22 protein-coding genes and 1 tRNA gene are annotated in these 26,027 nt (G+C 59.7%); 9 read left to right on the forward strand and 14 right to left on the reverse strand.

Features of this window, described 5'->3' with window-relative positions; genetic code table 11:
- Positions 1 to 6: 6 nt before the first annotated feature.
- The 3 genes from imuA to AC07VO_RS06725 form a co-directional block, all read right to left on the reverse strand.
- Positions 7 to 624, reverse strand: coding sequence for a translesion DNA synthesis-associated protein ImuA (gene imuA, locus AC07VO_RS06715; RefSeq protein WP_019578465.1), 618 nt, complete (start codon positions 622 to 624; stop codon positions 7 to 9).
- A complete protein-coding gene (gene lexA, locus AC07VO_RS06720) occupies positions 624 to 1,241 on the reverse strand; it encodes a transcriptional repressor LexA (RefSeq protein ID WP_018927624.1) in 618 nt (205 codons plus the stop codon). The genes imuA and lexA overlap by 1 nt, the downstream gene beginning before the upstream one ends.
- A gap of 101 nt (positions 1,242 to 1,342) precedes the next feature.
- Complete coding sequence (locus AC07VO_RS06725; protein ID WP_086946271.1) at positions 1,343 to 2,266, reverse strand: LysR family transcriptional regulator; 924 nt, start codon at positions 2,264 to 2,266, stop codon at positions 1,343 to 1,345.
- A gap of 102 nt (positions 2,267 to 2,368) precedes the next feature.
- On the opposite strand from AC07VO_RS06725, the gene AC07VO_RS06730 reads away from it, so the two are divergent.
- Both AC07VO_RS06730 and AC07VO_RS06735 read left to right on the forward strand, forming a co-directional pair.
- Complete coding sequence (locus AC07VO_RS06730; protein WP_086946270.1) at positions 2,369 to 4,111, forward strand: amidohydrolase; 1,743 nt, start codon at positions 2,369 to 2,371, stop codon at positions 4,109 to 4,111.
- Positions 4,112 to 4,215: 104 nt separating this feature from the next.
- Positions 4,216 to 4,953 (forward strand): TorF family putative porin, encoded by a 738-nt coding sequence (locus AC07VO_RS06735; RefSeq protein ID WP_086946269.1) that lies wholly within the window; start codon positions 4,216 to 4,218, stop codon positions 4,951 to 4,953.
- Between the two features lie 100 nt (positions 4,954 to 5,053).
- Here the strand turns inward: AC07VO_RS06735 and AC07VO_RS06740 are convergent, their stop codons facing one another.
- Entirely contained in the window at positions 5,054 to 5,941 is an 888-nt protein-coding gene (locus tag AC07VO_RS06740) for a Dyp-type peroxidase (RefSeq protein ID WP_086946268.1), read from the reverse strand.
- A 216-nt stretch (positions 5,942 to 6,157) separates the two neighbouring features.
- Between AC07VO_RS06740 and AC07VO_RS06745 the strand changes: the two genes are divergently transcribed.
- Together AC07VO_RS06745 and AC07VO_RS06750 are read left to right on the forward strand one after the other, a co-directional pair.
- The gene (locus AC07VO_RS06745; protein WP_086946267.1) at positions 6,158 to 7,783 is read left to right on the forward strand and encodes an NADP-dependent glyceraldehyde-3-phosphate dehydrogenase; all 1,626 of its coding nucleotides are present in this window, start codon (positions 6,158 to 6,160) and stop codon (positions 7,781 to 7,783) included.
- A gap of 87 nt (positions 7,784 to 7,870) precedes the next feature.
- A complete protein-coding gene (locus tag AC07VO_RS06750) occupies positions 7,871 to 8,890 on the forward strand; it encodes an FUSC family protein (protein WP_019578458.1) in 1,020 nt (339 codons plus the stop codon).
- 8 nt (positions 8,891 to 8,898) lie between these two features.
- Here the strand turns inward: AC07VO_RS06750 and AC07VO_RS06755 are convergent, their stop codons facing one another.
- Positions 8,899 to 9,792 carry a DMT family transporter gene (locus AC07VO_RS06755; protein WP_086946266.1) on the reverse strand — a complete coding sequence of 298 codons (894 nt, stop codon included), beginning with the start codon at positions 9,790 to 9,792 and terminating at the stop codon, positions 8,899 to 8,901.
- A 135-nt stretch (positions 9,793 to 9,927) separates the two neighbouring features.
- Here AC07VO_RS06755 and AC07VO_RS06760 point away from each other — a divergent pair, with 135 nt between their 5' ends.
- Complete coding sequence (locus AC07VO_RS06760; RefSeq protein ID WP_007941786.1) at positions 9,928 to 10,365, forward strand: Lrp/AsnC family transcriptional regulator; 438 nt, start codon at positions 9,928 to 9,930, stop codon at positions 10,363 to 10,365.
- An 88-nt stretch (positions 10,366 to 10,453) separates the two neighbouring features.
- Here AC07VO_RS06760 and AC07VO_RS06765 read toward each other — a convergent pair whose 3' ends face one another.
- On the reverse strand, positions 10,454 to 11,125 hold the full coding sequence (locus AC07VO_RS06765; RefSeq protein WP_018927616.1) for a Bax inhibitor-1/YccA family protein: 672 nt from the start codon (positions 11,123 to 11,125) through the stop codon (positions 10,454 to 10,456).
- A gap of 123 nt (positions 11,126 to 11,248) precedes the next feature.
- Between AC07VO_RS06765 and AC07VO_RS06770 the strand changes: the two genes are divergently transcribed.
- Positions 11,249 to 11,336: transfer RNA gene (locus AC07VO_RS06770), tRNA-Ser, on the forward strand.
- Between the two features lie 738 nt (positions 11,337 to 12,074).
- On the opposite strand, the gene AC07VO_RS06775 is transcribed toward AC07VO_RS06770, so the two are convergent.
- From AC07VO_RS06775 to AC07VO_RS06795, 5 genes are all read right to left on the reverse strand, one after another.
- Positions 12,075 to 13,394 carry an OmpP1/FadL family transporter gene (locus AC07VO_RS06775; protein WP_192351052.1) on the reverse strand — a complete coding sequence of 440 codons (1,320 nt, stop codon included), beginning with the start codon at positions 13,392 to 13,394 and terminating at the stop codon, positions 12,075 to 12,077.
- A gap of 150 nt (positions 13,395 to 13,544) precedes the next feature.
- Entirely contained in the window at positions 13,545 to 15,446 is a 1,902-nt protein-coding gene (locus tag AC07VO_RS06780; RefSeq protein ID WP_495007491.1) for an acyl-CoA synthetase, read from the reverse strand.
- A 2-nt stretch (positions 15,447 to 15,448) separates the two neighbouring features.
- Entirely contained in the window at positions 15,449 to 16,405 is a 957-nt protein-coding gene (locus tag AC07VO_RS06785; protein ID WP_192351306.1) for a fumarylacetoacetate hydrolase family protein, read from the reverse strand.
- Positions 16,406 to 16,580: 175 nt separating this feature from the next.
- Positions 16,581 to 17,672, reverse strand: a complete 1,092-nt coding sequence (locus AC07VO_RS06790) for a VOC family protein (protein WP_310398335.1) — start codon at positions 17,670 to 17,672, stop codon at positions 16,581 to 16,583.
- Positions 17,673 to 17,757: 85 nt separating this feature from the next.
- Complete coding sequence (locus AC07VO_RS06795) at positions 17,758 to 18,372, reverse strand: TetR/AcrR family transcriptional regulator (protein ID WP_192351046.1); 615 nt, start codon at positions 18,370 to 18,372, stop codon at positions 17,758 to 17,760.
- A gap of 365 nt (positions 18,373 to 18,737) precedes the next feature.
- Between AC07VO_RS06795 and AC07VO_RS06800 the strand changes: the two genes are divergently transcribed.
- Positions 18,738 to 19,973 carry an NADH:flavin oxidoreductase/NADH oxidase family protein gene (locus AC07VO_RS06800; protein WP_310398336.1) on the forward strand — a complete coding sequence of 412 codons (1,236 nt, stop codon included), beginning with the start codon at positions 18,738 to 18,740 and terminating at the stop codon, positions 19,971 to 19,973.
- Positions 19,974 to 19,994: 21 nt separating this feature from the next.
- Here the strand turns inward: AC07VO_RS06800 and AC07VO_RS06805 are convergent, their stop codons facing one another.
- The 3 genes from AC07VO_RS06805 to AC07VO_RS06815 are packed head-to-tail and all read right to left on the reverse strand — an operon-like array spanning position 19,995 to position 22,574.
- Positions 19,995 to 20,642, reverse strand: coding sequence for a TetR/AcrR family transcriptional regulator (locus AC07VO_RS06805; protein ID WP_192351867.1), 648 nt, complete (start codon positions 20,640 to 20,642; stop codon positions 19,995 to 19,997).
- A gap of 1 nt (position 20,643) precedes the next feature.
- The gene (locus AC07VO_RS06810; RefSeq protein WP_192351866.1) at positions 20,644 to 22,302 is read right to left on the reverse strand and encodes a bifunctional 3-(3-hydroxy-phenyl)propionate/3-hydroxycinnamic acid hydroxylase; all 1,659 of its coding nucleotides are present in this window, start codon (positions 22,300 to 22,302) and stop codon (positions 20,644 to 20,646) included.
- On the reverse strand, positions 22,299 to 22,574 hold the full coding sequence (locus tag AC07VO_RS06815) for a hypothetical protein (RefSeq protein WP_192351865.1): 276 nt from the start codon (positions 22,572 to 22,574) through the stop codon (positions 22,299 to 22,301). Before AC07VO_RS06815 ends, AC07VO_RS06810 begins: the two co-directional genes overlap by 4 nt.
- Before the next feature lie 170 nt (positions 22,575 to 22,744).
- Between AC07VO_RS06815 and AC07VO_RS06820 the strand changes: the two genes are divergently transcribed.
- Both AC07VO_RS06820 and AC07VO_RS06825 read left to right on the forward strand, forming a co-directional pair.
- Entirely contained in the window at positions 22,745 to 25,642 is a 2,898-nt protein-coding gene (locus AC07VO_RS06820; RefSeq protein WP_192351864.1) for an AAA family ATPase, read from the forward strand.
- A gap of 118 nt (positions 25,643 to 25,760) precedes the next feature.
- On the forward strand, positions 25,761 to 25,976 hold the full coding sequence (locus AC07VO_RS06825) for a hypothetical protein (protein ID WP_192351863.1): 216 nt from the start codon (positions 25,761 to 25,763) through the stop codon (positions 25,974 to 25,976).
- The last annotated feature ends 51 nt before the right edge of the window (positions 25,977 to 26,027 follow it).

Raw genomic sequence — 26,027 nt, forward strand, 5'->3', positions numbered from 1 at the left:
GCAACCTCAATGCCCCACGGCAAAGGCAATCGGCGCCGAACGGGCCAGCCCGCCCCGGCACTTGAGCACCCGCAACTGAGCAGGCTTGGCGTCGATGGCGATGCGCAGGGCCGCTGGCGACGGGTTGATGGCTTCACTGAGCGAGCGATAGGCGAACGCCAGGGTCTGCCCGGTTTCGGCCGCCACCTGCAAACGTCGCAACGCCCGGTCATCGGCCTTGTGCGGCCAGCACAACACCGCCCCGCAACTGCCCGAACGCAGGCATTGTTCCGCCGCCCACAGCGCATCGCGCTCGCTGGCCTGGATGATCGACAACTGGCGCAGATCGACCCCGGCGTTCTGCCAGGCCTGGGGATACGGCACGTAAGGCGGCGCCACCAGCACGATGCGCTCGCCCGCCGCCGACAGCCGTGCCAGCGTCGGCCACACCAGTTGCAACTCACCCACGCCCTGCCCGGCCAGGAGGATTTCGCTCAGCGCCGCTTCCGGCCAGCCACCGCTCGGCAACGCCGCATCCAGCGCCGCATGCCCTGTGGGTTGCGGGCTAACGGCCGGTGGCGCAGGTCGGCCCTTCCAGACCTGGCCGCCATTGAACAGCGTATCCAGCGCAACGACGGCGCCCATCACCCTTGCCTCACCAGACCACAGAACACGCCTTCGATGGCCAGCTCCTGATCGGCTCGAACAATGATCGGCTGGTAAGCCGGATTGCGCGGCAACAGGCGAACGGCATCGCCGACCCGCTCGAAACGCTTGATGGTGACTTCGCCGTCGAGCCGCGCCACCACGATCTGGCCGTTGAGCGCTTCAGGATTGCGCCGCACGCCCACCAGATCGCCGTCGAGAATGCCGTCCTCGATCATCGAATCACCCTGGACCCGCAGCATGTAATCCGGCACCCGCGAGAAGATCGACGGATCGAGCAGCAAGCGGCTGTGGACCTCGGCATCGGCACCGATCGGCGCACCGGCCGCCACGCGGCCCAGTACCGGAACGTCCAGCAGCTCGGGCCGCGGCGGCTGGTTCAACAAGCGGATGCCGCGCGCCTGATGCGGATTGACCTCGATGAAACCCGCCTCGGTCAGCGCCAGCACGTGCTTGCGCGCCACGCTACGGGAGGCGAAACCGAAGGCCTCGCTGATTTCAGCGAGGCTCGGGGGCTGACCGTGTTCGGCGATGCGATCGCGGATGAAGGTCAGGATGGCGGTACGGCGGGGAGTTAAAGTCGTCATGGAGTACATTTGTACTCTTTCGGCTTTTTCCTGGCAAGGACTTGTAGGAGCTGTCGAGTGAAACGAGGCTGCGATCTTTTGATCTTGTCCTTAAAGATCGCAGCCTCGTTTCACTCGACAGCTCCTACAGGAGAGGCCAGAAACCCTGCGATGTAATCGATAAAAGCCACGACTTTGGCGGTCGCTCGCCGATGGCTCGGGTACACCGCCAGAATGTGCGGGCCAAAGCTGTCGGGATCGATGTCGTAGTCCGCCATCACCCGCACCAGTCGACCGTCGGCCAGATACGGCGCAGCGCTCCATAGCGGCGTGTGCAACAACCCGCGTCCGGCCAGCGCATTGGCCAGCAGCAAGTCGTAATTGTCGCTGCGCAGCCGTGGCGCCTGGGGTTGCGGCAGGCTCAAGCGCTGCCCATCGCGCTCGGCCCACCAGAATTCGCGGCTGAGCAAGGGATGGCGATACAGCAACCATTCGTGCTCATCGAGGGTTTGCGGAGTGACCGGCAACGCCTTGCGCGCCAGATAGGCCGGGCTGCCACACAACGCCAGACGATTGCTGCCAACGACGCGGGCGATCAGCCCCGGCAGGTCGTCATGGCCTTCGCGCAGGGCCAGGTCGTAGCCGCTTTCCAGCAGATTGACGAACTCATCGCACAGGTCCACTTGCAGATTGATCTGCGGATACTGCTCCAGAAAACCGCCACACACCTGATCGAGAAAGGCATGCCCATAGGCCAGTGGCGCGGTGATTTTCAGATTGCCGCGCAGGCCATGCTGCAACTGCTCGATTTCCTCACCGGCCTCGTCCAGCCGCTGCAACACCTGACGCGCGGTTTCCAGGTAGAGCCGCCCCACTTCCGTCAGCAGAATCCGCCGGGTGCTGCGCTCGAATAGCCGGGCACCGAGCTCGGCCTCCAGGTGATTGACCGCTTTGGTCAGGGCCGACGGGGTCTTGCCCAGTTGCTCGGCGGCGCGGCTGAAACTGCCCAGTTGCGCCGTGACCACGAACATTTTCAACGCACCCAACTTGTCCATTTTTTTCCATTCCGGCAAAAACGTTTTTCGTGAGTGAGGCGTTCTGTTGAGCATAAGCAGCCACTAATCTGGCCATCAGACGCAATAACAAGGAAACATTCAATGAAAAGATTCCTCCCGAATCTATTGGTGGCCGCTGTGGCTTTTGCCTCGATGGAAGCCATGGCAGCGACCGATCTGGTGCTGCTCAACGGCAAGATATTCACCGCCGACCGCAACCAGCCCAAGGTGCAGGCCCTGGCGGTGCAGGACGGCAAAGTGCTGCAAGTTGGCAGCGATGCACAGATAAAAGCCTTGATTGAATCGCAAACGAAAGTGATCGACCTCGGCGGCAAGACGTTGATGCCCGGCCTGATCGACAGCCATTCCCACGCGATTTTCGGCGGTCTGGAAATGGCCTCGGCCAATATGGAAGATGAGGTGGTCGACCTCGATGAGCTGGAAAAACGCCTGCGCGGATGGCGTGATGACGGCAAGGCGAAACACGGCGATGTGCTGAGCGTGGCCGGCATGAGTTCGGCGTATTGGGCCCAGGCCGAGGCCCTCGGCAAAAAATTCAACAGCGGCGAATGGGCCAAGGTGCCTGTGGTGTTCACCGGCAGCGACCACCACACCGCCTGGGCCAACAACGTCATGCTCGAACGCGCGGGCATCGACGCCATCCTGCTGCAAAACCTGCCGGCCGCCGAACTCGACACCATAGGCAAGCTTGCCGATGGTAGCCCCAACGGTTTTCTGGTGGACGCCGGTTGGGATCGGGTTGCGTTAAAAATGCCCGCGCCCAGTGCCGCCGACATGCTGCGCGCCGCGCAAACCGCCGTGCGCTACAACAACAGCCTGGGCATTACGGCCTGGATGGACCCCGCTGCCAACGCCGCCCCCGGCGAGCCGGTGTTTGCCCTTAAACCCACGGAGAAAACCGTCGGCGTACTGCCGGTGTACAAAGCGCTGTCGCAAAGTGGTGGCATGACCGCCCACGTCGCGGCCCTGCTGGTGGCCAATCCGAAAAGCGTACCGGCCGATCTCGACACGCTGGACAAGGTCCGCCAGCAATTCCAGGGCATCCCCAACCTGACCCTGCCCGGTATCAAGATTTTTGCCGACGGCGTGATCGAATACCCGGCCCAGAGCGCGGCGATGATCGATCCTTACACCAACTCGCAAAAACAGGGCGAGTTGCTGATCGATCCGAAGCACTTCGGCGAACTGGTCAGTGCCATCGATCAACGCGGCTGGCGGGTGCACATCCACGCCATCGGCGACCGCGCGGTACGAGAATCCCTGAACGGCATCGCCCAGGCGCGCAAGGATCGCCAGAGCGGCGTGACTCACTCGATCACCCACTTGCAAATGGTCAACCCGAAAGAGTTTGCGCGGTTCAAACCGCTCAACGTCATCGCCTCCATGCAGTTGCTCTGGGCCTCCGCCGACGATTACACCCTGGACATGATCAAGCCTTACGTCAGCGCCCTCGCCTTCCGCTATCAGTACCCGGCGCACTCGCTGCTCAAACAGGGCGCGACGATCGCCGGAGCCAGCGACTGGCCGGTGTCTTCACCCAATCCATGGAACGCCATCGCCCAGGCGATCACCCGAAACGGCCCGTTGGGTGTGTTGAACGCCGACGAACGCATCGACCGGGAAACGATGTTCTACGCCTACACCCTCAACGCCGCCCGCACTATCGGTCTAGAGAAGCAAATCGGCTCGTTGAGCCCCGGCAAGCAAGCCGATTTCATCGTTCTGGACCGCGACGTGTTCAGCGTCGATGAGAAAGCCCTGCACGACACCCAAGTGCTGCAAACCTGGTTCGCCGGTCGCGAAGTCTACGCCCCGACACTCTGAGAAAAATCGCCTGTACACGCAGCCCAACTCCGCGTTCATCGCTGGGGTCTGGAGCAGCGTTGTCTCAAATCTGCCCATAACAATCACAACAAAGGCACTGCACCATGAAAGCGTTCACCCTGTTCGCCCTCGCATCCTTCAGCCTGTTGCCCCTGGGCAGCCAGGCCCTGCCCTTGAATGACGACTTCGCCGTGCTGGTCGACCTGACCCTGGCCAGCGACTATCGCACTCGCGGGATTTCGCAAACCCAGAACGACCCCGCCGCGCAAGCCGGTGTAACCCTGGCCCACAGCAGCGGCCTGTATCTGGGCGCCTGGAGTTCGAACGTCGATTTCGGCGGTGGCCTGAAAACCCGCCAGGAAGTCGACTACTACGGTGGTTGGCTGTGGCAGGCGACCGACGCCGTCAGCCTGGATGTCGGCTATCTCAAATACGCGTATCCAAAAGAGAGCCAGTTCAATCAGAGCGAGGTCTACGGGATTCTCGACGTCTATGGCGTGAAACTCGCGGCCTATTACTCTGCCGATGCACCGGGCATCGACAGCAAACAGAGCACGTTGTACCGCTACGTTGGCTACGAAACCGAATTGCCCTATGGGCTGGGGCTGAAACTGCGCTACGGCGAAATGGACTTCAAAGACCCGCGCCTGTATTCGGCCTCGGGGCATGGCGAGGAGGCTTACCACGAGTGGGAGGCGAAGCTGACCCGCGAAGTGGCCGGGGTGCTGCTAGGGTTGAGTTACATCGATACCGATTTGTCGAAAAGCCAATGCATCAGCAACTGGGGGTTCGACGATGTGTGCAGCGCGACCCTGGTGGCGAGTGTCAGCAAATCCTTTTAATGGTTTTTTGTAGGAGCGAGGCTTGCCCGCGAAAGCGTTTTACCTGACACACCGCCTTCGCGGGCAAGCCTCGCTCCTACACGTGTACGCGATCCGCTATTTAGCCGACACGCAATGCGCACAGGTCGAGGCGACCGTCCTTGAGCGGCGGGCACCAGTAGTAGCCGCCAGTGATCGGTCGGCTGATGCGGTACAAACCGTCGGTGATGCCGTCCTCCAGACCGCTCATGCGTCGCAGTTGGGCTTCGAATGCATCGAGGGAAAAACCGAATGCCAGGAACATCAGGCCGGCGCGATCGCCTTCGATCCACGGCATCGAGCGACGGACCACGAAGGCTTCCGGTGCGAAGCTTTCCTGGGCGGTGCGTTTGACGTGGGCGGAGATCGGCGCGTCGTCGAGTTCTTCGTTGTCGCTCAGGCGCCGGCCCATGATGTTGTCCTTCTCGTGGGACGGCATCGCGTGGAAGCCTTTCAAGTCATGCTGCCATTGCTGGATCGCGGCGAAGCTGCCACCGACCAGCCCCTCAGCGCCCTCGCCCAGCAGCGCGGCGGCGACAGCGGCTTCATCGTGAGGGTTTTCGGTGCCGTCTTCGTAACCGGTCAGGTCATGGCCAGTCATGTGGCGGAAGGTTTCGTTCATCTGCACCAGACGCAGGGCCGGTGCCAGCGCGGCTTCGATCGCGTGGCTGCGATTGAGCAGTTCGCCACGGTCAACACCGTGCAACCAGCACCAGAGCGCGTGTTGGGTCGACGGGTTGTCGACGCCGACACCGACCAGCGCAGGAAAGGCGCGCAAGCCGTCGATCTGCGCGTGCAGCGCCTTGACCAGGGACTCGCCGAAACCGACCACCGCCGATTTTCCGTCCACCAGGCGCGTCAGGTTATCCAGCGCTGCCGGCAGTGCCTCGGCGGATTCGAGGGCGAAGAACATATGACGAGCTTGAGGCGGAACTGGGGTGGCGAGGATGCCCGGCTGGTAGTAACTCATATGAACTCCTTTGAGAAAGAGCGCGAAGTTTAACCGGGGGATCGTTACTTGTGTGTTCTCAAGGGGAAAAGATCGGCTTTCATGAGCGGATGAGCCGACAGATTCGCGATCCACAACGCCGAGCCCAAAAAACCCTAAGATGAATCATGACAAGCCAGGCCGAGGTCTGCTAAAACGATTCATCAGTGCATCACCCAATCCAGACGGGGTAGCGACATGACCACAGCATCGATCCTTGGCAACCTGTTTCCCACCGCCGACGGCATCCCGGAAAAGTATCGCCTCAACGGCCAGACCGAACAGCGCGAATACCTGGTCGACGGTGAACTGAAAACCTGGTCCGGCCCCCTCGCCCAGGTGCGCAGCCCGGTGTACCTGAGCGGCGCGAATGGCGACGAACAAGTGATCCTCGGCAGCACGCCGCTGCTCGATGCCGACACCGCCCTGACCGCGCTCGACGCGGCTGTCCGTGCCTATGACCGGGGCCAGGGTTTGTGGCCGACCATGCGCGTGGCCGAGCGTATCCAGCATGTCGAGACCTTCCTCGGTCGCATGCGCGAACAGCGCGAGGCGGTGGTCAAGTTGCTGATGTGGGAGATCGGCAAGAACCTCAAGGACTCGGAGAAAGAGTTCGACCGCACCTGCGACTACATCGTCGACACCATCAACGCCCTCAAGGAACTCGACCGCCGCTCCAGCCGCTTCGAACTGGAACAGGACACCCTCGGCCAGATCCGCCGCGTTCCGCTGGGCGTGGCGTTGTGCATGGGGCCTTACAACTATCCGCTGAACGAGACCTTCACCACGCTGATTCCGGCGCTGATCATGGGCAACACTGTGGTTTTCAAGCCGGCCAAGCTGGGGGTGCTGTTGATTCGTCCGCTGCTGGAAGCCTTTCGCGACAGCTTCCCGGCCGGGGTGATCAACGTCATTTACGGCAGTGGCCGCGAGACCGTCAGTGCCCTGATGGCCAGCGGCAAGATCGATATCTTTGCGTTTATCGGCACCAACAAGGCTGCCAGCGACCTGAAAAAGCTCCACCCGCGGCCTCACCGCTTGCGTGCGGCACTGGGCCTGGATGCGAAGAACCCCGGCATCGTGTTGCCAGAGGTGGATCTGGACAACGCGGTCAGCGAAGCCGTCACCGGCTCCCTGTCGTTCAACGGTCAGCGCTGCACCGCGCTGAAAATCCTCTTCGTCCATGAAGACGTGGTCGAAGCGTTCATCGAGAAATTCAACGCCAGGCTCGCCTCACTGAAACCCGGCATGCCGTGGGACAGCGGCGTGGCCCTGACACCGCTGCCGGAGGCGAGCAAAGTCGATTATCTGCATTCGCTGGTGGCGGACTCGGTCAGCAAAGGCGCCGCCGTGGTCAACCCCAATGGTGGTGAGTCCCGGGCATCGTTCTTCTACCCGGCCGTGTTGTACCCGGTGACACCGCAGATGCGCGTCTATCAGGAAGAACAGTTTGGCCCGGTCGTGCCGATCGTGCCTTACCGTCATCTGGACACCGTGATCGATTACGTCCTGGAATCCGACTTCGGCCAGCAACTGAGCATCTTCGGCACCAACCCGGTGGCGGTCGGCAGGCTGGTGGACACCTTCGCCAACCAGGTCGGCCGGATCAACCTCAACGCCCAGTGCCAACGCGGCCCGGACACCTACCCGTTCAACGGCCGCAAGAACTCCGCCGAGGGCACGTTGTCGGTGCATGATGCGCTGCGGGTATTTTCGATCCGGACCCTGGTGGCGACCAAGTTCCAGGAAAGCAGCAAAGAGCTTCTCAGCGAGATCATCAGCGGCCGGAACTCGAGCTTCCTGACCACCGACTATATTTTCTGAGGACACCAAAATTTTCTGAGGACACCAGACCTGAGCATCATCAAAGGCCTTCGACTGCCACCACTGTTGCGCCGAATACTGCGTCCATTGCTGGACCCGTACCGGCGCTACCGCCACGCCAAACTGATCCATGCGGTGCGGGTTTCGTTGGGGTTGCTGGCGACGATTCTGCTGACCACCGGCATCCATCTGCCCCACGGCGAATGGGCGTCGGTGACCATGCTGGTGGTGATCGGCGGCTTGCAGCACCACGGTAATATCGGCAAGAAAGCCGCCGAGCGAGCCATCGGCACCTTGATCGGGGCCGGTGTCGGCTTGTTGCTGGTGGCGCAACAGGCCTGGCTCGGGATGCCGTGGCTGACCTATTTCGCAATGTCGGTGGTGTGCGGGTTTTTCTCGTACCACGCCATCGGCAAGGGTGGTTATACGGCGCTGCTGTCGGCGATCACCGTGTTTATCGTTGCCGGGCACGGTGACAACCCGGTCACCGATGGCCTGTGGCGCGGGGTGGATATTCTGATCGGCATTGCCCTGGCACTGGCTTTCTCCTTTGCCCTGCCGCTGTACGCGGTGTACTCCTGGCGCTACAACCTGGCCGATGCGTTGCGCGACTGCGCGGCAATCTATGGCCGTATCATCAACGGCGAGTCCGTCGCCGCTGACGAGCACTTGAAGCTCATGAATCGCTTGAACGCAGTCATGGTGCAACTGCGCTCACTGATGCCCTCTGTGTCCAAGGAGGTGCGGGTTTCCATGACCGAACTCGATGCGATTCAGCGCAACCTGCGGATGTGCGTCAGCATCCTGGAAATCCTCGGCAATAGCCGGCCGAATGCCGATGACTCTGAGGCAATGGCCCACCTGCAATCGGCATTGAAAACCGAGCACCGACAGATCCGGGTGCAACTGATCGGTATGGCCCGGGCATTGAAATCGGGCGCTTCACAACGGCTCAGCCGGCCAGCCGAACCGCCATTGGACTCTACGCTTGATATGCCGGTCTACAGTCCACTGGATGGCTACCGATTGCTGACCCGACAATTGGCCGCGAACATCGGCGAGATGCGCCAGCGTCTGGCGAAAACCGCACCGCGCTGGAACATCTGAGAGGCCGTTTATTGTGTAGCCACCCGCCGAAGCTTCAGGCCCCAACCCTGTTGCATCCCGGCGGCGGCCAGCAGAATCGCGGCGACACCGATCCATTGCAGCGGCTCCAGGCGATGACCGAAGGCAAACCAGTCCACGAAAATCGCCGCAATCGGATAGATGAACGACAACGCGCCGGTCAGGGCGGTCGGCAGCTTTTGAATTGCCCCGTAAAGCAGCACATACATCAAACCGGTATGCACGATACCCAGGGTCACCAGGCTGGCCCAGGCACTGGGCGCTTGCGGCATCGCCGAGAAGTGCGCAAAGGGCGCGAGCAACAGCACGCCGGTGCAGACCTGGATCAACGCGATCAGATGCGGTGGCGTGCCGGTCAGGCGTTTGATGATCAATGCGGCAATCGCGTACAGGAAGGCAGCACCCAAGGCCAGAGCGATCCCCATCAGGTAATCGTTGCCACCCTCGCCTTGCTCACCATGTGCGCTGACAATCGCCAGCATCCCGAGAAACGAAATGCCCAGCCAGAACAGTTTTTGCAGGGTGATTTTCTCCCCGAGAAACAGCGCGGCCAGCCCCACCAACATGAACGGCTGGACGTTATAAACCGCCGTGCCGATGGCAATCGAGGCGCGAGAATAGGACGCGAACAACAACACCCAGTTACCGACAATCGCCACACCACTCAGTACGGCCAACAAGAAAGTGGTGGACGTCAAAATGCCCGGGCGCAGAAAGCCGAACGCCGCGCAGATCAGCAACAGCGTGACGGCACCGAACACGCAGCGCCAGAACACCACGTCCAGCACCGGTTGCCCGGACACCAGCACGAACCAGCCAATGGTCCCGGAAATCAGCATGGCGGCGGTCATCTCGAATGAGCCGCGACGTAGTGTTCTGTCCATCATCAACCTCCTGTGTTTGAGGCCAAAGTATGCCAATCCGCCGAGGGGCTTCTCCAGCGCAAAAAGCAGGCTAAACTCGGTATCTGCCTTTTTTATCAAGGCTTATCCAGCCGATTGCCTAACAGGGGATTCGCCATGACCGACGACATCGACCAAGTGCTGATCAGCGCGTTGATGGAAGACTCCCGCCGCTCGCTCAAAGCCCTGGCACAGATCAGCGGCCTGTCCTCGCCCAGCGTTGCCGAGCGCCTGCGCCGCCTCGAAGAACGCGGCGTACTCAAGGGCTATACCGTCGAAATCGACCCTAAATGCTTCGGCTATCAACTCCAGGCCATCGTCCGCATCCGCCCGTTGCCGGGCCAGTTGCAGGAAGTGGAGCGGCAGATTCAGGCGATTCCCGAATTCACCGAGTGCGACAAAGTCACCGGTGACGACTGCTTCATCGCCCGCCTGCATGTGCGCTCGATGGAACAACTGGACACCCTCCTCGACCGCCTCAACACCCACGCCGAAACCAACACCGCCATCGTCAAGAAAACCCCGATCAAACGCCGGCTGCCACCGATGGCGTGAGTGCTGTTTGGTTCGCAAAGACGTGGATATCCCGATTCCCAGACGATAAAAAACCCGCCGAAGCGGGTTTTTTACTCAAGGCTGGCGATCAATCATCGCGGCCCATGATGCCGAACAGCTGCAGCAAGCTGATGAACAGGTTGTAGATCGATACATACAGGCTGATGGTCGCCATGATGTAGTTGCGCTCGCCGCCGTGAATGATGGCGCTGGTCTGGAACAAAATGCAGACCGAGGAGAACAGCACGAAACCTGCGCTGATCGCCAGTTGCAGACCGCTGATCTTGAAGAAGAAGCTCGCCAGCGTCGCACCCAGCAGCACGAAGAAACCGGCCGTGATGAAACCACCCAGGAAGCTCATGTCCTTACGGGTGATCAGCACATAAGCCGACAGGCCGCCGAACACCAGCGCGGTCATCGCGAAGGCCGAGCTGACCACTTCCGCGCCGCCCTGCATGCCCAGGTAACGGTTGAGGATCGGGCCGAGCAGGAAACCCATGAAACCGGTCAGCGCGAACGCAGAAACCAGGCCCCACGCCGAGTCACGGAGTTTGTTGGTGAGGAAGAAAAGGCCGTAGAAGCCGATCAGCACCACAAAGACGTTCGGGTAACCGACACGCATCTGCTGTGCGACAAACGCCATCACGCCGCTGAATGCGAGGGTGAGGGCGAGTAGGCCGTAAGTGTTGCGCAGGACGCGGCTAACCTCTAGCTGCTCAGCCTGCACGCTGTTATTAACTGCGTAATCCTGTTCGCGCATGGCGACACTCCTGTTGGTTTGAAACGTTCAGTCGCAAAGATCATAACAGACGCTCTGTAACAAGCCATGCAGAGAGTTTGACAGTGTGTTTCATTCAGGTATTATGGCGCCCGCAACGCAAACGGAGGTGTGGCCGAGTGGTTTAAGGCAACGGTCTTGAAAACCGTCGACTGTAACAGGTCCATGAGTTCGAATCCCATCGCCTCCGCCATCTTTATAGGACAAAGCCCTGATTGTTCAGGGCTTTGTCGTTTCTGGGGTTTGTGATTTTTACCCCTCCCTTTCTGGATCGTTTCCGCATCTTTTCAGCCATTTCCGCAACCCCGCCCCTACGACACCACCCCTCCGACCAACTCCATCGGCTGCACCAAAGCGTGACGAATACATCCGAGGGTGTTTCGATAGGCAGCTTTCGTTCGATTCTGTTGAAAAAGTCAGTCATGGTTTGCGCAGCAAAAAAGTGCGCTTTCGAGATTGAAATCTTCACTTTCGGCAGAGGCTTCCAGACGCAGATTTCACGTAGCAGCGTGTAAAAAAGCGTTTTCACCATTCAATGATCAGGCCGTTTCGGATGACCGAGTTTTTCAACAGAATCGGCCAAAAGCTGCCATTCACTTAAGTAAATCGTAGCGATATAGCAACACAACACCTCAGGACTTTGATTTACTTAATTCGGTGGCGCCGCACCGAACTCGCGGAGCGCGAGTTCGGCGTCTTCCAAATCGCCACGGATAGCGACGAGCTTCAGACAGGCGCAGAGATAAAACAGAGACCCTCTTGTGGAGAGTGCACCGACAGCAAGGTGCCTGGTAAAGCACCTGGATCAGGCATGGCTACTAACGCCGTGGAACGCGTAGCGTCCGCCCGCTGTAAAGAGCCCCCATGACAGGTTCAGTCACGAGCGCCGGAAAAGCATTCAATCTGTTCGTAGTGCAAATGCGCTGCGCGGTCAGTACCGATAGGTGGCCTGAACCGAAACACCATTCGCACTATTGTTGTAGTTGGCACTGTATTGCGGTTGAAGACCGGAGTTGTTCGACTGGTTTACGGACACTTTCGAATCCCAGAGATAACCATACGCAAAGTCGATCGTCAGATCGGAATTCGGCGAATAAGCACCACCCAGGGTCACCGCCTGGCGATTCCCAACCGGAATGCGCACGCTGCGATCGGCGTTTCTGATCGGCGACGGATCATAGGCGTAGCCAGCGCGCAGCAGCCATTGCTGGCTCCACTGATAGGATGCGCCCACCGCCGTAGACCAGGTGTCACGCCAGTTCATTTCTTCGGTCATACGTCCCAAGCCAGCCGCCTCGCCCAAGGGGGAAAGACCGCTGTTATTGGTCTCGACCTTCTCGATCCGGCTCCAACGTTTCCAGGTGGTCCCCAGGTACCCCGTCCAGCGATTATTGAAATGATGGGTGATGGACGTATCCACCGACTCGGGCATCGTGATGTCTATCTTGCTTTTGTAGTTTCCGTCCAGCGGGATAACGCTCGGGGAGCCGGCAACCTCAGTATGCCCTTCGAGGTGATAATCCACTTTTGAGTGATAGTTAATCCCCCAACTTGTCGCCTCACTCAAGTCAAACAAGATGCCGAGATTGTAGCCAAGTGCCGTGTCATCGCCTTTGATAGTGACCTCTGTGTCCTGGCCGTTGTTCAGGGCGCCGGTGGCCAAGTCATTCTTAAGCTTTGCGGTGAAACGGTTGATGGTCGGTCCGCCACCAATGGACACGTAATCGTTGATCCGATAGGCAATGGTGGGCTGCAGGGTTACTTCCTTGGTCGTGCTATAGGAACCATGGTATCGGCCCTGGAAACTGTTCTCGTAGTCATTGATCAGACCACTGGGGGCATAAAGGCCCAGACCAATCGAAAAACGATCGTCAAGCGGCGTTGACATATAGACGAAGGGCACGACCCCCAAAGGTACCGAGTCCCCTTTATTCGTTCCCGGGGCACTGCTCTGCGCATTACTGATGTCATCGCTCACCGAGATGACCGCGGCTCCGCCGGAAATCTCGGTACGCTTCAATTTGGTCAAGCCCGCAGGGTTGCCAAAGATGGTGCTGGCGTCCAGCGCGGAAGACGATCTTCCGGCATAAGCAGTTCCCGCGCTACTTGCACTTTGTTCGTTCAAGGCAATGCCATTGGCCCCAGCGCTTGTGGAAGCGCCGAGTATCGCCACGGCACCTGCGAATCCAATCCAGGAAGACACTTCTCGCACGCCGGAGAGACACGGGGTTGCACGGTTGCTCAGTTTCATTTCTCACCTCGTATTGTTGTTATTGATTGGTGCGCAGGCAAAGCTTCGCCTTCCGGTGCACTTGCAAGTGCCGGTTGCAGTTGATCGAAGTTGTGAAAGGCCCTGACTGACTACTATCAGGGCCGAGGTATCGAACTTACGAAGTCAGGATCAATTGAGCCACTCCACCTGGAAACTGTAGCGACCTAAAAGAAGGGCCAGGGACTCTTGCTCTCGCCCGGCCCGGATGCAGGCGACCAGCCCACGTCGTTCATGCTGAATCACCTCTACAGCAACGTCCTTCAGACACATGCGCTCCACTTCCTGCCGAACTGTTCGGGCCACCTCGCGCTGCTGCAAGACGGGCTTGAAGATTTTGCCAACCGCCGTCAATGGCAGTGCTTCGAGGATTTCGATCCGCTTGGGCACGGCTGCTCGCTCACTGATGTGGCGCTGAGCAAATTGCTCAAGTTCCTCGACGGAGCACTCGTGGTCCGGTCGCAATTGCACATAAGCGACCGGCACTTCACCCGAATGGGCGTCCGGGCTACCAACAGCAGCCGCCATCGCCACGGCTGGATGGGCTTGCAGAGCCTCTTCGATTTGCTTGGGATCGATATTGTGGCCGCCGCGGATAATCAGCTCCTTTTTGCGCCCGGTCAGCCAGAAGTAGCCATGTTCATCCTGGCGACCCAGATCGCCGGTATTCAGCCAGCGCTGACCATCGATCTCAATCCAGACGCCGCGGTTATGGCTTTGCTCGACGTAGCCCTCGAACAAGTTCGGACCCGTGATGGCGATCAGGCCCACTTCGTCGATGCCGGCGTCGCGCAAGTACTCACCAGCGTCATCGAGCATGACGGCGCGCATGTCCTGGTAGGCAACCCGTATACCGATGGAGCCGATGTGGCGCTCGCCATGGGGTGGATTAACCGAGGAGACGCACGCGCCTTCCGTGAGTCCATAGCCTTCGAGGATCTTCACCCCGGTCCGGCTTTCAAACTCCCGGAAAAGTTCGATCGGCATCGGCGCGGCACCACACATGGCATACCGAAGGCTAGACAGGTCGCGACCCTCCAGCCCGGTTTGCAACAATGCGGAATAGACGGTTGGAACGCCGGAGAAGAAGTTGATGCCGAAGTGCTCGACCATCTCCCAGAAGCGGGGAATTACACCCTCGCCGCGATAACCGTGCGGTGTGCCGAGGATGACATGATCACCTTGGGTCCAAGGCATCAGGCCGGTCACCAGCTGAGCGTTTACATGGAACAGCGGTAACCCACAGAAAATGACCTGGCCACGCCCAAGTGGTTGCATGTGCGCAGCCATGGCCCACGCATTGAAGACTTCCGCGCCATGGGTACGCATCGCGATCTTGGGCAGCCCAGTGGTACCGCCTGTGCAGAAGTAAGAGGAACGATCTTCAGGGCGCAATTGCCGGTCGCTTTTCAGGCGCGTGCCTGGCTGAGCATCCATTAGCGTCCGTAGCTCGTGAATCGCGGCCCCCTTGTGCAACTCACGTTCTTGCTTTGCAAGGGATGCAAGCAATACACGCTGAGTGACATCGACATAGGGCCCCATGTCCACCCAAACGACGTGCTTGATCTCGGGAAGTTGATCCAGCTGCGAGGCCAGCTTGGGCCACAGGTCACTGCCGGGCGTCGGTGCGAGCGTTACCACCACACTAGCCTTGGCGGCCCGCAGCAAGGCCGCCATCTGTTTGGCCTCTTGCAGCGGATTGATCGCCATGACGACACCGGCCGCTTCCCCTCCCCAGATGGTGAAGTGGGTTTCCGGCAGGTTGGGCAGGATGAAAGCCAGCACTTCACCCGGCGTTATGCCCAGGTCGTGGAAGGCATTCGCCGCGCGGGTGATATCTTCGACGAGCTCGGCATAGCTCCAGTAGTGGGTGTTCCTGAAGCAGGTCGCGTCGGCGAAGAAACTCAATGCAGGCGCGTTGGGGTCAAGCTCGGCTGTGCGTGTCAGTGCTTCATAGGTGCTTGAAGCCAGGCCACGCTCCGCCATAGGGACCTGCTCGATACGTTCAATGTCGTTCAGCGTTCGCACCATCATCGTCAAGCTTCCTCTACGACTCGGTTACGTTGCACGCCCAGGTCAACGACACCATCGGCGCTGCGAATGCGCGCTTCGACGACGTCTCCGGGCTTGAGATATTGCGTGCGCCCTTCCTGCGCCTTGAGGAAAAGCTTCCACTTCGTGGCTTCTGGCATAAGGGCCGCAATGCGTTGTTTGGCGGGCGAAGGGATGGTCAGCGCGCATCCCGCCGGCGTACCGGTGGCGATCAGGTCACCCGGGGCGAAATCTTGAACAGAGGAGAATTCAGTCAGGGTTTCAGCGGGGCCATACACCAGGTTGGCCGTGGTGTCGCTTTGACGCACCTCGCCGTTGACCGTCAGGCGCAACTGCAATGCTTTGAGGTAATGCATGCCCTGGGCATCCAGCAGACAGAGGTAGGGGCCAACCGGACCAAAAGTACGGAAGCTCTTGCCCTTGTAGAACTGCATCTGAGGGATCTGAATGTCGCGTGCCGAGTAGTCGTTGACAATGACCACGCCCGCAATGAACTCATGCAGGTTGGCGTCGGTGACGGTCACCGGGCCGCTGATTGCGCGTTTCATCACGAGCCCAAGTTCGATCTCATAATCAAGGAAGCGCACTTTGCGCGGCTTGATCAGCACGCTGTCGGCGGCCACCAGGCAACTGGTCGCCTTGGTGAACATCATGTTGTATTTCTTCGCGTCCGGGTCCATGCCCGACTCGATCATGTGCTGACGGTAGTTGGCCCCCTGGCAGACGAACTGTTGATTACGGGTCACCGGCGACAGCAGTTTCACTGTATGCGCTTCGAGCTCGGAACCGTTCAGCCGAGCGAGGTCATCGATACTGTTCTGGCTGATGAAGTCACCCGTGGTCTCGAAAAAGCCCGGGACGATCGTGATACGGTCTTGGCGCAATACGCCCCAGTGGATACCGTTCTCAAACTCAAAGCGGACTACGTGTACAGCAGACATTGAAGGTACTCCTGGAGCAATGTTTGTCCCGCACTCGATGGCGCGAGAACTGTGGTGTTGTTCTGAGTGTGGGCTGGCGACGCTGTCGATCAACGCGCCGCGGGCGATCAATGCAACGGCTTTGCGCACGTCTCGACGGCCCTGCCGTTTAGCGTTGTCCGACAGGGCGACCGCCCTACCCGAACATCCGCATCAGCGTGATCAACTTGCCAATCGTCAAATCCGGGCTGCGCCGCAGGTTGCGGATCAGCGCTCGTACATTGCTGAAGCTCATCCTGGGTTTTGTAAAACTCTTGGGCATGCGCTGGCCCCACTGCGCCATTGCTTCGGGACTCACGGGATGGATGCCCGTCGGTTGTGTGGCGGTAAAAATATCCCCGTCGCAGTAGTGCTCGTGCTTGTCACCCCAAGGGTCTTGCCAGTAATCAAAGATCTGACTGCCCAGGATGTGCCGGCCGATTCCCCAGGAGTGCTCCCAGCCCCGCTCTCGCAGGACCCGTTGCCCCATGCCCACCGCATCTGCATCGACGACCTCATAGGCGCTATGGCTGTAGGTCGCCATGAACCCCTGCGCGATCGCGAGCGTATGGTGATCTGCCGGCCTGTCACCGAGATCAAGGCGCATGAACGCGACGATGGGGGTGCCGTCGGGGAGCACTTGTACATCGCTGGGAATGAACCCGAAATGCCGGGTGTACCAGGCACAGGTCGCCTGATAGTCGGCCACTTCAATGACGACGTGACCCAGTTTGAGCACTTCAGGCGGCTTGATCGGCGGGCGCTGTGTGGCATTGATTCGCGGCTGCTCTTGCGCCAGATTCCAGGGAAGTGGCGCCCTGTGTTCCAGGCGCTCACCGGGCGACTGGCCGTAAACCGCTTCGACGATAAAGCCTGAAGGATCGGGCAATCTGACGCAGTGCCCGCCGCCAGGATGTATCGAGGCCTCGACCCTGGATGCACCTGGAATTTGCATCAGCTTTTCCAGATCCTTGAGCGATTCGACTGCCAGGCCGAAACCGACAAAACCTGCCTTTTCCGAACGGTGCACGCGATAACAATAGGCCGTTGGCTCAGTGCCGCGCAGATACAGCGTTTCGGCGCTCTGATGGCTGGCGATCAAACCGAAGTCCGTCAGAAACCGCGCGGCCTCATTCAAGTCCGGCCGTTGAAAAATCAGGTGAGTCAGACCTTGGGCCTTCACCGTCGGTTGCGGATGTCGGGCAGGCTGTGGCGTCGTCAACTGGGGCATTGCATTTTTGTTGTTCATTGTTCTTGTTATCCGGTTTTCTAGGGCAAAGCGGTCCCTGAACCCCTGAAAACGCCAGGGGTTTTGTCGTGTGTCGTTACCGCGCTTAGTCGATCGGGGGAAGTACCGGCAACTCTATGGTCGCCAGCGCTCTGGCCTCCTGGAGAGACACACCCAGGGACCGCAACACGAACTCGGCCGTATCAGCGCCTGATTCGCGCCACGTTCTGTGCCCTTCCAGAACAAGGAAAATGGATCCGAGGACGCTGCTCGATATCAGCGTCAGGACAGAGAGCAATTGCTCTTGCTGAAACAGGTATCGACCGCTAGACAGGCCGCTCAGCAGATCCGTCGTCGCCTGGCTGCTAAACATTTCCCGCAGCGAAGCGTTGCTCATGGCGAACTTATGAATGAAGGCGCCCCAGTGGGAGTCCTCGTGAGCTCGACGGATGAAGAAACGTATGCCGTTGGCCAGTCGCTGAGCGGGATCGGAAAGGGAATCGAAGCTTTTGTTAACCCGTTCATGCATCTCTCTGGCGAGATGGCTGGCGACCGCCTCGAACAGGCCTTCCATGCTTTCGATGTTGCTATAAACCGTGCCGCGCGCCACCCCTGCCTCTTGCGCAAGGTCGAGGATGTTCACTTGGGCAGTGCCCTTTTCCGCGAACAGGCGAAAAGCGGCTTGGTGAATGCGGCGCTGTGTTGGATTCAGGGTTTCCATGGTCTTTTCCCAAGATTGCCTTATGGGTCAATTGAACACGTGTGTTCGATTTGCGTCAATCTACTTTTTTACAACGAAAAGATATTTTTCGAATAAACACCACTTACGACCTATATTTAGCTTATCTAACCCATCTTTTGCGAGTGCGCCCGGCGCTTTTCCGATACCTGCTCATTGACTCAATTGAACATTCGTGTTCAGATCAATGTCAACGGGTGCTTTCACTGGACAGTCATTCAAAGCCGTCTATCGGTGAGCACTCCTCACGTTCAGGTAGACCGATATAGCGCGGTAATGAGGTTGCTTCAGGGGCGCCGCCCTTTTGAATGAAGACCGCCTGCTTTTCGTTAACGGAAGGACAAGACATGACCGCCTCCAAGCTCTTTGAACCGCTTCGATTGCCCAATGGTGTAGTGATTCCCAATCGAATCGCCAAGGCAGCCATGGAGGAAAACCTTGCCAATGAGCATCACGCTCCCGGAGAAGCGCTGACCAGGCTTTATCGAAGTTGGGCAGAAGGTGGGGCTGGCCTGATCATCACGGGCAACGTGATGGTTGATCGCCACGCCTTGACCGGACCTGCGGGCGTGGTGCTTGAGGATGATCGGAACCTGCGCAATTTCCGGGTATGGGCCGATGCTTGCCGCAGTCGCGGGGCTCAGGCCTGGATGCAGATTAACCATCCCGGACGACAGCTATTGGCTTCAATGGGGCAGCCGGCAAGAGGCCCCTCCGCCGTTGCGGTCGATATACCCGGGCTTTCAAAAGCGTTCGTGCCGCCCAGGGCTCTGGATGAGCAGGAGATCGAGGAACTGATTGGGCGCTATACCCAAGCAGCGGTGCTGGCAGAGCGTGCCGGGTTTACGGGGGTGGAAATTCATGCGGCGCATGGCTATCTGTTCAGTCAATTCCTGTCGCCCCTGACCAACCGGCGAGACGATCGCTGGGGCGGCCGCCTGGAAAATCGTGCACAAATTCTCCTGCAAACGATCGACGCCATACGTCAGCGCGTGGCACCGATTTTTTGTGTCGCGGTGAAGCTCAATTCCGCGGACTTTCAGCGCGGCGGATTCGATGCCGAGGATGCAGCTCGCGTGGTGGAAATGCTCAACGCCAAGGCGGTCGATCTGGTCGAGTTGTCGGGTGGCAGCTACGAAAGCCCGGCGATGCAGGGGCAGACCCGCGATGGCAGCCGCCTGGCTCGAGAGGCCTATTTTCTGGAATTCGCGGAGAGGATCGGAAAGATCGCCGACATGCCGCTGATGGTCACCGGTGGCGTGCGTAGAAAAGAGGTGGCGGAGCGAGTGGTGAGCGGCTCTGTGTCGATGGTCGGGCTTGCCACGGCGCTGGCCCTCGAACCGACCCTGCCCAGCCAGTGGATGGCAGGTCATGACACCGCAGTGGAGCCCATCGTCGTCCGCTGGAAGAACAAGGCGCTGGCGTCACTGGCAGTGGCGTCGCTGATCAAAAAGCAGCTCGGCCTGCTGAGTCAAGGGAAGCAGCCACGACCTGGGATGTCACCGCTCATGGCATTGATCAGCAACCAGCTAAAATCCCGACGCCAGGCGAAACGTTATCGGCAATGGATCAATAACGCCTGATCGATCAAGCATGAACCGAGATCAGGTGGGCAGTGGCTTTGCGGCGATTTTCCGGGCTTTGGCGCGCGTCACGCCCAAGGCCTGGAGAACCATTTCAGCGACCCGCACATCGTGCTCCACCGCTGCGCGCCCCGCGGCAACCGAGCGCATCGCTCCGGTGGTGCATGACAACACCAAATCCAGGGCGATCCCCTCGTCCTCATAAGCAAAAATCCCCGCCTGCAACCCCTCACGCAAATCACCCAAGACATGAGTAGCCAATCGCGAGCGCATGGCCTGATCGAAATGGATGATGCGTAGCAATGCATTCGCCCATTGATGGTCAGCGGCGGCCCGACACACAAACATGCGTACGCCAATCGAAAGCCGCTGCGCTCCACACTGCACATCCGCGCTCAAGACGGTAATGGCGTCGGAGAACTCGGCGGCCATGGCAATGCCCACCGCCTCGAGGACTTCGTCACGCGTTCGGAAATAGTTGTAGATGGTGCCGTTGGATACGGCTGCTTCGGCGGCGACTTCGAACAAGCCGATATCCCCCACCTCCTTGCGTGCGACAAGTCGCAATGCCGCGTCTACCAGACCGCGACGGGTGCGCTCACGCTTTTTGTGCCCCCTGGTGAGAGGTTCTGGCACAGCAATTTCCAAAGGAGGTGTGGGGGTAGACATGTCAGGCTCGCAATTTAATGGGCTCGCTGATGGTAATGGAAACGCTGTCTGAAGTGGCGCCATCATTCATCAACAACCCCTGGCATTCCTGAAGGAGCTGGACTGCCTCTGTGCCAGGAGCGTGGTGCATGATGATACGGTCAGGACGAACGGCGACCAGTGTTCCTTTGGCAGCCAGCGGCAGGATCTCATGGTTCATGTCTTCGATGAAGTCACAACTGCCACCGGAGCGTTGGCCGCGGGGTCTGACCTGCAGGAAGTGACCGCCCATCTTTTCCCAGGCAGCGATCTGATCAGGGGTGAGCAGTGACAACGGGTCGACACCGAATCCAACCAGGGTCAGGTTGTCTCCCAGCGCATCGTCGCTCAGCTTGATCTGCTTTTGCAGGGTGCGAATCCAGGCTTGGGGAAACAGGCTTCCGCGTACCAGCTTGTCACCCCGGCGATGCTGCACGAACAGGCCTTGCTTGAAGATGTTCTTCGGCTTGATGTCCAACTGCTCGAAGTACCTTCTGGTCGAGGGCGTCAACGCCATCATGCGCATCAGGCCGTGGATGAAGAACGCCGCGACCTTGTTCTTGGGCATCACCAGGCGACCCATGAGTTTCGCCAGATTGATCATCGCCTGAGCATGCGGGCGGCGCTCCGTGTCATAGGTTTCGAGGATCGCGGGCGAGGCGTGGCCACGAAGGACCCAGGCCAGCTTCCAGGCCAGGTTGGCGCCATCACGAAGGCCCGCTACGAGACCTTGCCCGACGAACGGAGGGGTGATGTGTGCGGCGTCGCCGACGAGGAACGTACGTCCCTTGCTGAATCGGTTGCAGCAACGCGCGTGGAATCGATACACCGCCTTGCGTTCGATTTCCAGCTCCAACGGATTGACCCATGGCGCAATGAGCCGGGCGATGCTTTCCCGGCTTTCCAGCTCTTCCCGGGATTCGCCGGGTTGCAGCATGAACTCCCAGCGTTCCCTTCCACCCGGGGCGGGCATGTGCGGCGTGGGCCGCCGTGGATCACAGATAAACTCAATGTGATCAATGGCTGACTGATGCCGGTTCTTGGCATCGACGATCAGCCAATCCTCGGCGTAGGTTTGTCCTTCGAACTCCTGGCCGATCAGTGCTCTGACCCTGGAGCTGGCGCCGTCCGCACCGATCAGGTACTGGGCCCGAACAGAATGCGAGTTCCCCTCTTGATCCCGTACGGTGGCGACCACGCACTCCGCTTCCTCGACCAGACTCTCCAGCTCGAAACCACCCAGGCTGGTCACTGATTTCAGCCGGGAAACCTGGCCACGCATCGCGCGTTCAAGATCAGGTTGATAGAACGTCACAAGCTTGGGATGGCCGTCGATGCATCCCTCGGTATTGGCTCGCCCGAATTGCCCGAGGACCGGAGAGTGCATCTTCACTTCCGGGATAACGATCTTCTCGAAAGCGTCCTCAGACAATCCGGCGAGTTGCAGGATGCGCAGGGCCTCGTTGTCCAGGGCAATGGCACGAGGCATCAGGACGATTTCATGGAGCTTGTCCACCACCAGGGTCGTCACCCCATAGCGGCCGAGAAGCGCCGCGATTGTCGCACCTACCGGACCGTTACCGATGACCAGTACATCGACGACGGAGGAAGGCAATTCGCAGACTTTCTTGTTGTTGTTCATTTCGAGCCCTTGTTGTGATTGAAGTCGTGAGGCGCACAGGTCTCATCGTCAGGCAGAATCAAGGTATGCAATATTGAGATAAATTTCAATATTGATGTATTTGTCATTATTTTTTTGAGATCATTGAAAAACCGTGATGAGGCCGGACGAACCGGCTGAAGTGCCAGGCGGGACTGGCCGCGTTCTGACGAAGAAGGCTCATGGCGTGAAGTTGCGCGCGTGCCGGTTTCCGACCGACGACGCTTGGCTTCAGAGTCGATCAGCGTTGTCATAGGAACAATGGCCCTGGTCTGCAAAGCTTGACCGCTGTGACCTGCCCCTGGACTGCTGAGCAGTCTGTGCAAGAGAGCGGATCGCCAGGATCAGGAAGTCCGGCATCGTTTTCCAACAACGAAGCCCATGCGAATCTTTCATCGCCCCACCCTGCCTGTAGGAATCAACCGTGGCGCGTCCGCAACCTCATCCGACCCCCGTCTTGCTCGACTTCGGCGAGTTCGAACTCGACGAGGCCAACGCTTGCTTGATGCGTGACGGGCAAGCGCTGGCGTTGGCACCGACCCCTTTCCTGTTGTTATGCGTGCTCGCACGCCAGCCGGGGTCGCTGGTGTCCAAAGACGCCTTGCTGGATGCTGTGTGGGGGCATCGGTTTGTCAGCGATTCAGTCCTCAAGACGGCCATCAGCGATCTGCGCAAAGTGTTGGGCGATGACCCCAGGCATCCTCGTTTTATTGAGACGGTGTCGCGGCGCGGCTATCGCTTTATCACGGTATCGCCCTCTCCCGCTTCTACACCGCCTGCAACCATGGCCGTTACGGCACCCGGGACACCTCCGTCACCGACATTCATCGGTCGCCTTGATGAAGTTTCCAGGCTGCAACGGGCGTGGGAGCGGGCCGGTTCAGGCCAGAAGGCCGTGGTTTGGCTTGCTGGAGAACCGGGGATCGGCAAGACCACCTTGATCGAACACTTTCTCGCCGGCCTTGGCGGTATCGCCTGCGCTCGCGGCCATTGCATTGAGCACTTCGGCACCGGCGAACCGTACCTGCCGGTGCTTGAGGCGTTGGCCGATCTATGCCGCAGCGACCCGACCCTGCAGCAGTCGTTGCGCGAAGTGGCGCCGACCTGGCTGCTGCAATTGCCTTGGTTGAGCACCACGCAGGAGCGAGACGCATTGCGGCGCGAACTGGCCGGCGTCGGCCCGGAACGCATGCTGAGGGAATTTGGTGAACTGTTGGACCGCTATACAGAGCTGCGTCCACTCTTGCTGGTGACCGAAGACCTTCACTGGAGCGACCGGGCGACGGTTCAACTGATCAACTACATGGCACGACGCCGTGGTCCCGCACGACTCATGTGGCTGTCGAGCTTCCGCCTTGCCGAGGTGGTGGCGCTCGATCATCCACTCAGCTCATTGCGCCACGAACTGCGTCTGCAACGCTTGTGCGAGGAAGTGGTGCTCGACCCGTTTTCGGAAACCGAGGTCGCCGACTACGTGGCGTTGCGTTCAGCCTCACTGGCACGCGATGAAGCCTTCGTGCGCGCCCTGCACGAACGGACCGACGGCGTACCGTTGTTCGTTTCCTCCATCACCAGTGAAGTGATGGATGCAAATGAAGACGAAACCACCATCGAAGCTCGACTGGCGGATCTGGCGGTCCCCGACAACCTGGCCACCATCATTGATCACTACATCGCCAGGCTGGGTCCGGAGCAACGCACACTCCTCTCTGCGGCCGCCGTGTGCGGGGCCGACTTCCGCGTGGAGACGGTTTCGCTGGCCCTCGAGCGCAATCTCTCTTCGGTGATCGGCACCTGTGAGGAACTGATGCGTGAGCAGGTATGGCTCACACAATCGCGGGCTCTCGACGTTGACGAAGCGATAGAGCCTCCTTACTCGTTCCGACACGCCCTTTTTCGCCAGGTACTGTATGACCGCACGCCGCGTAAGTTGCGCATCGATCTCCATGGCCAGGTTGGCACTGCCCTGGAGCGCGAACGCTCGGCCGGAGTGCCGATCGCTGCCTCGGAACTGGCGATGCACTTCGACCGGGCCCGACTGCCGTTGATCGCGCTGCGCTACTACGCCGAGGCCGCAGAAGCCGCGCTCATGCACTTCAGCCCGGACTTGTGCATTGGTCTCACCGAGCGCGCCCTGATCCTGCTTATGCAGGCCCCCGACGGGCCGGAACGCGATACGTTCGAAATCACCCTGGCCACGTTGCAGGGCGTGTCGGCCTTCCACATGTTCGGTGTCGGCAGCAAAGCCAAGGACGCCTTCGAACGTGCCTACAGGCTGCTGGCGGACGTACCCGAGCACCCCATGCGCTGCCGCCTCCTGCACGGGTTTGGCTATCTGCTCGGCCTGCGCGGCGACTATTCGCGGGCTTTGGAGGTGGCAGAGCGTGCTGAAGCTTTCTCCCTGAACGCAAACGATCAAGAGCTCATGCTGGCGGCGTGCATCGTTCAGGCCGAGGTGCATCACCTCCAGGGCCGCACGAAAACGACACGTAGCTGGCTGGAGCGCGCCCTCGCGATCGCCGAGCCACTGGGTATGGGGACAAACGAGATCTTTGCGACAGATCCTCAGGTCATGCTGCACGGCATGCTGGCCATCGAGTTGGTGCGCTCTGGCCTGATTGAGCAAGGGCAAACCCATATGCAGAAGGCACGAAACCGGGCGCATACGCTTCGACAACCCATGACTTGGCTGGTCGCTACCTGGCAGGAGGTGTTGATCGAGGTACGACTGGGAAACCCTGTGCGGGTGGCAGCGCTGGCTGACGACATGCAGAAGCTCGTCGACAAATATTCGCTCGCGCTCGGGCGCACGGCTTGCCGCTGGTGGCGCGGCTGGGCCGACTCGCACAACGGCGCCCCTCACGACGGCTACCGGCACATCCGTGAGGCCTATGAGGAACACACCGGACTCGGTATGCGCTCCGGTGCCAGCGAGGTACTGGGCTACGCCGCAGAGGCGCTGTTACTGGCAGGCGATTACGACGCAGCACACATTGAATTGCAGGAAGCCTTCCGGGTGGGAGAGGAACTGGGTGAACGCGTATACCTTGCACAGCTGTTGCTGCTGGAGGCCGCGATCGCGCGCGCTCAGGGTCGGTTGCAAGCGGGCAGCGCGTCGGTGCGGCGTGCGATTGAGGAAGCTCGCACCCAGGAAGCAACGTGGCTGGAGTTGCTCGCCCTGGTTGAGCTGTGTGAGCAGCACGACGCCACGATTGAGGACTACCGGGCATTGAGAGGGCTGATTGACCAATTGCCCGAAACACATGGCACTGAATTGGTAAAACGTGCGCATGCACTGATCAAGGTTGCAAAGTCGAAATGACGGGAAGGTCCTGTGCTGAAACGAACGCAGTCCCGACCGAATCCTGACCTTTCGCTTACGACTCCTCCCACGGGACGGCTTACGCTGGCATCGAACCTTTTTGATCCGCAGGTCCGCGATGAGCCTTAACCCCGAATCCAAATACCCGAGCCGCCGCTCATACGTCGTCAAGCTGCGCAGTGACGCCGGGCCCGGTGCCCTGAAGGGACGCCTGGAAAACCTGGTCACCGGGCGTCAGCACGAGTTCTCGTGCGCTGAAGAGTTGCTGGAGTCGATCGACTCGGATCTGGCGTCAGCAGCCAGTGAGCCGGCGGTAGAAAACGGCGCCGAGTGATCCATCCAGCCTCAACGTGAAGTGCCCATGGCGACCGAAATGCGACGGTTC

The sequence above is a fragment of the Pseudomonas sp. GW821-FHT03E01 genome (genome assembly GCF_059420765.1).

Coding starts and splice junctions, on each gene's coding strand:
- imuA (WP_019578465.1), bottom strand. CDS start 624: ATGGGCGCCGTCGTTGCGCTGGATACGCTGTTCAATGGCGGCCAGGTC.
- lexA (WP_018927624.1), bottom strand. CDS start 1,241: ATGTACTCCATGACGACTTTAACTCCCCGCCGTACCGCCATCCTGACC.
- AC07VO_RS06725 (WP_086946271.1), bottom strand. CDS start 2,266: ATGGACAAGTTGGGTGCGTTGAAAATGTTCGTGGTCACGGCGCAACTG.
- AC07VO_RS06730 (WP_086946270.1), top strand. CDS start 2,369: ATGAAAAGATTCCTCCCGAATCTATTGGTGGCCGCTGTGGCTTTTGCC.
- AC07VO_RS06735 (WP_086946269.1), top strand. CDS start 4,216: ATGAAAGCGTTCACCCTGTTCGCCCTCGCATCCTTCAGCCTGTTGCCC.
- AC07VO_RS06740 (WP_086946268.1), bottom strand. CDS start 5,941: ATGAGTTACTACCAGCCGGGCATCCTCGCCACCCCAGTTCCGCCTCAA.
- AC07VO_RS06745 (WP_086946267.1), top strand. CDS start 6,158: ATGACCACAGCATCGATCCTTGGCAACCTGTTTCCCACCGCCGACGGC.
- AC07VO_RS06755 (WP_086946266.1), bottom strand. CDS start 9,792: ATGGACAGAACACTACGTCGCGGCTCATTCGAGATGACCGCCGCCATG.
- AC07VO_RS06760 (WP_007941786.1), top strand. CDS start 9,928: ATGACCGACGACATCGACCAAGTGCTGATCAGCGCGTTGATGGAAGAC.
- AC07VO_RS06765 (WP_018927616.1), bottom strand. CDS start 11,125: ATGCGCGAACAGGATTACGCAGTTAATAACAGCGTGCAGGCTGAGCAG.
- AC07VO_RS06775 (WP_192351052.1), bottom strand. CDS start 13,394: ATGAAACTGAGCAACCGTGCAACCCCGTGTCTCTCCGGCGTGCGAGAA.
- AC07VO_RS06780 (WP_495007491.1), bottom strand. CDS start 15,446: ATGATGGTGCGAACGCTGAACGACATTGAACGTATCGAGCAGGTCCCT.
- AC07VO_RS06785 (WP_192351306.1), bottom strand. CDS start 16,405: ATGTCTGCTGTACACGTAGTCCGCTTTGAGTTTGAGAACGGTATCCAC.
- AC07VO_RS06790 (WP_310398335.1), bottom strand. CDS start 17,672: ATGAACAACAAAAATGCAATGCCCCAGTTGACGACGCCACAGCCTGCC.
- AC07VO_RS06795 (WP_192351046.1), bottom strand. CDS start 18,372: ATGGAAACCCTGAATCCAACACAGCGCCGCATTCACCAAGCCGCTTTT.
- AC07VO_RS06800 (WP_310398336.1), top strand. CDS start 18,738: ATGACCGCCTCCAAGCTCTTTGAACCGCTTCGATTGCCCAATGGTGTA.
- AC07VO_RS06805 (WP_192351867.1), bottom strand. CDS start 20,642: ATGTCTACCCCCACACCTCCTTTGGAAATTGCTGTGCCAGAACCTCTC.
- AC07VO_RS06810 (WP_192351866.1), bottom strand. CDS start 22,302: ATGAACAACAACAAGAAAGTCTGCGAATTGCCTTCCTCCGTCGTCGAT.
- AC07VO_RS06815 (WP_192351865.1), bottom strand. CDS start 22,574: ATGACAACGCTGATCGACTCTGAAGCCAAGCGTCGTCGGTCGGAAACC.
- AC07VO_RS06825 (WP_192351863.1), top strand. CDS start 25,761: ATGAGCCTTAACCCCGAATCCAAATACCCGAGCCGCCGCTCATACGTC.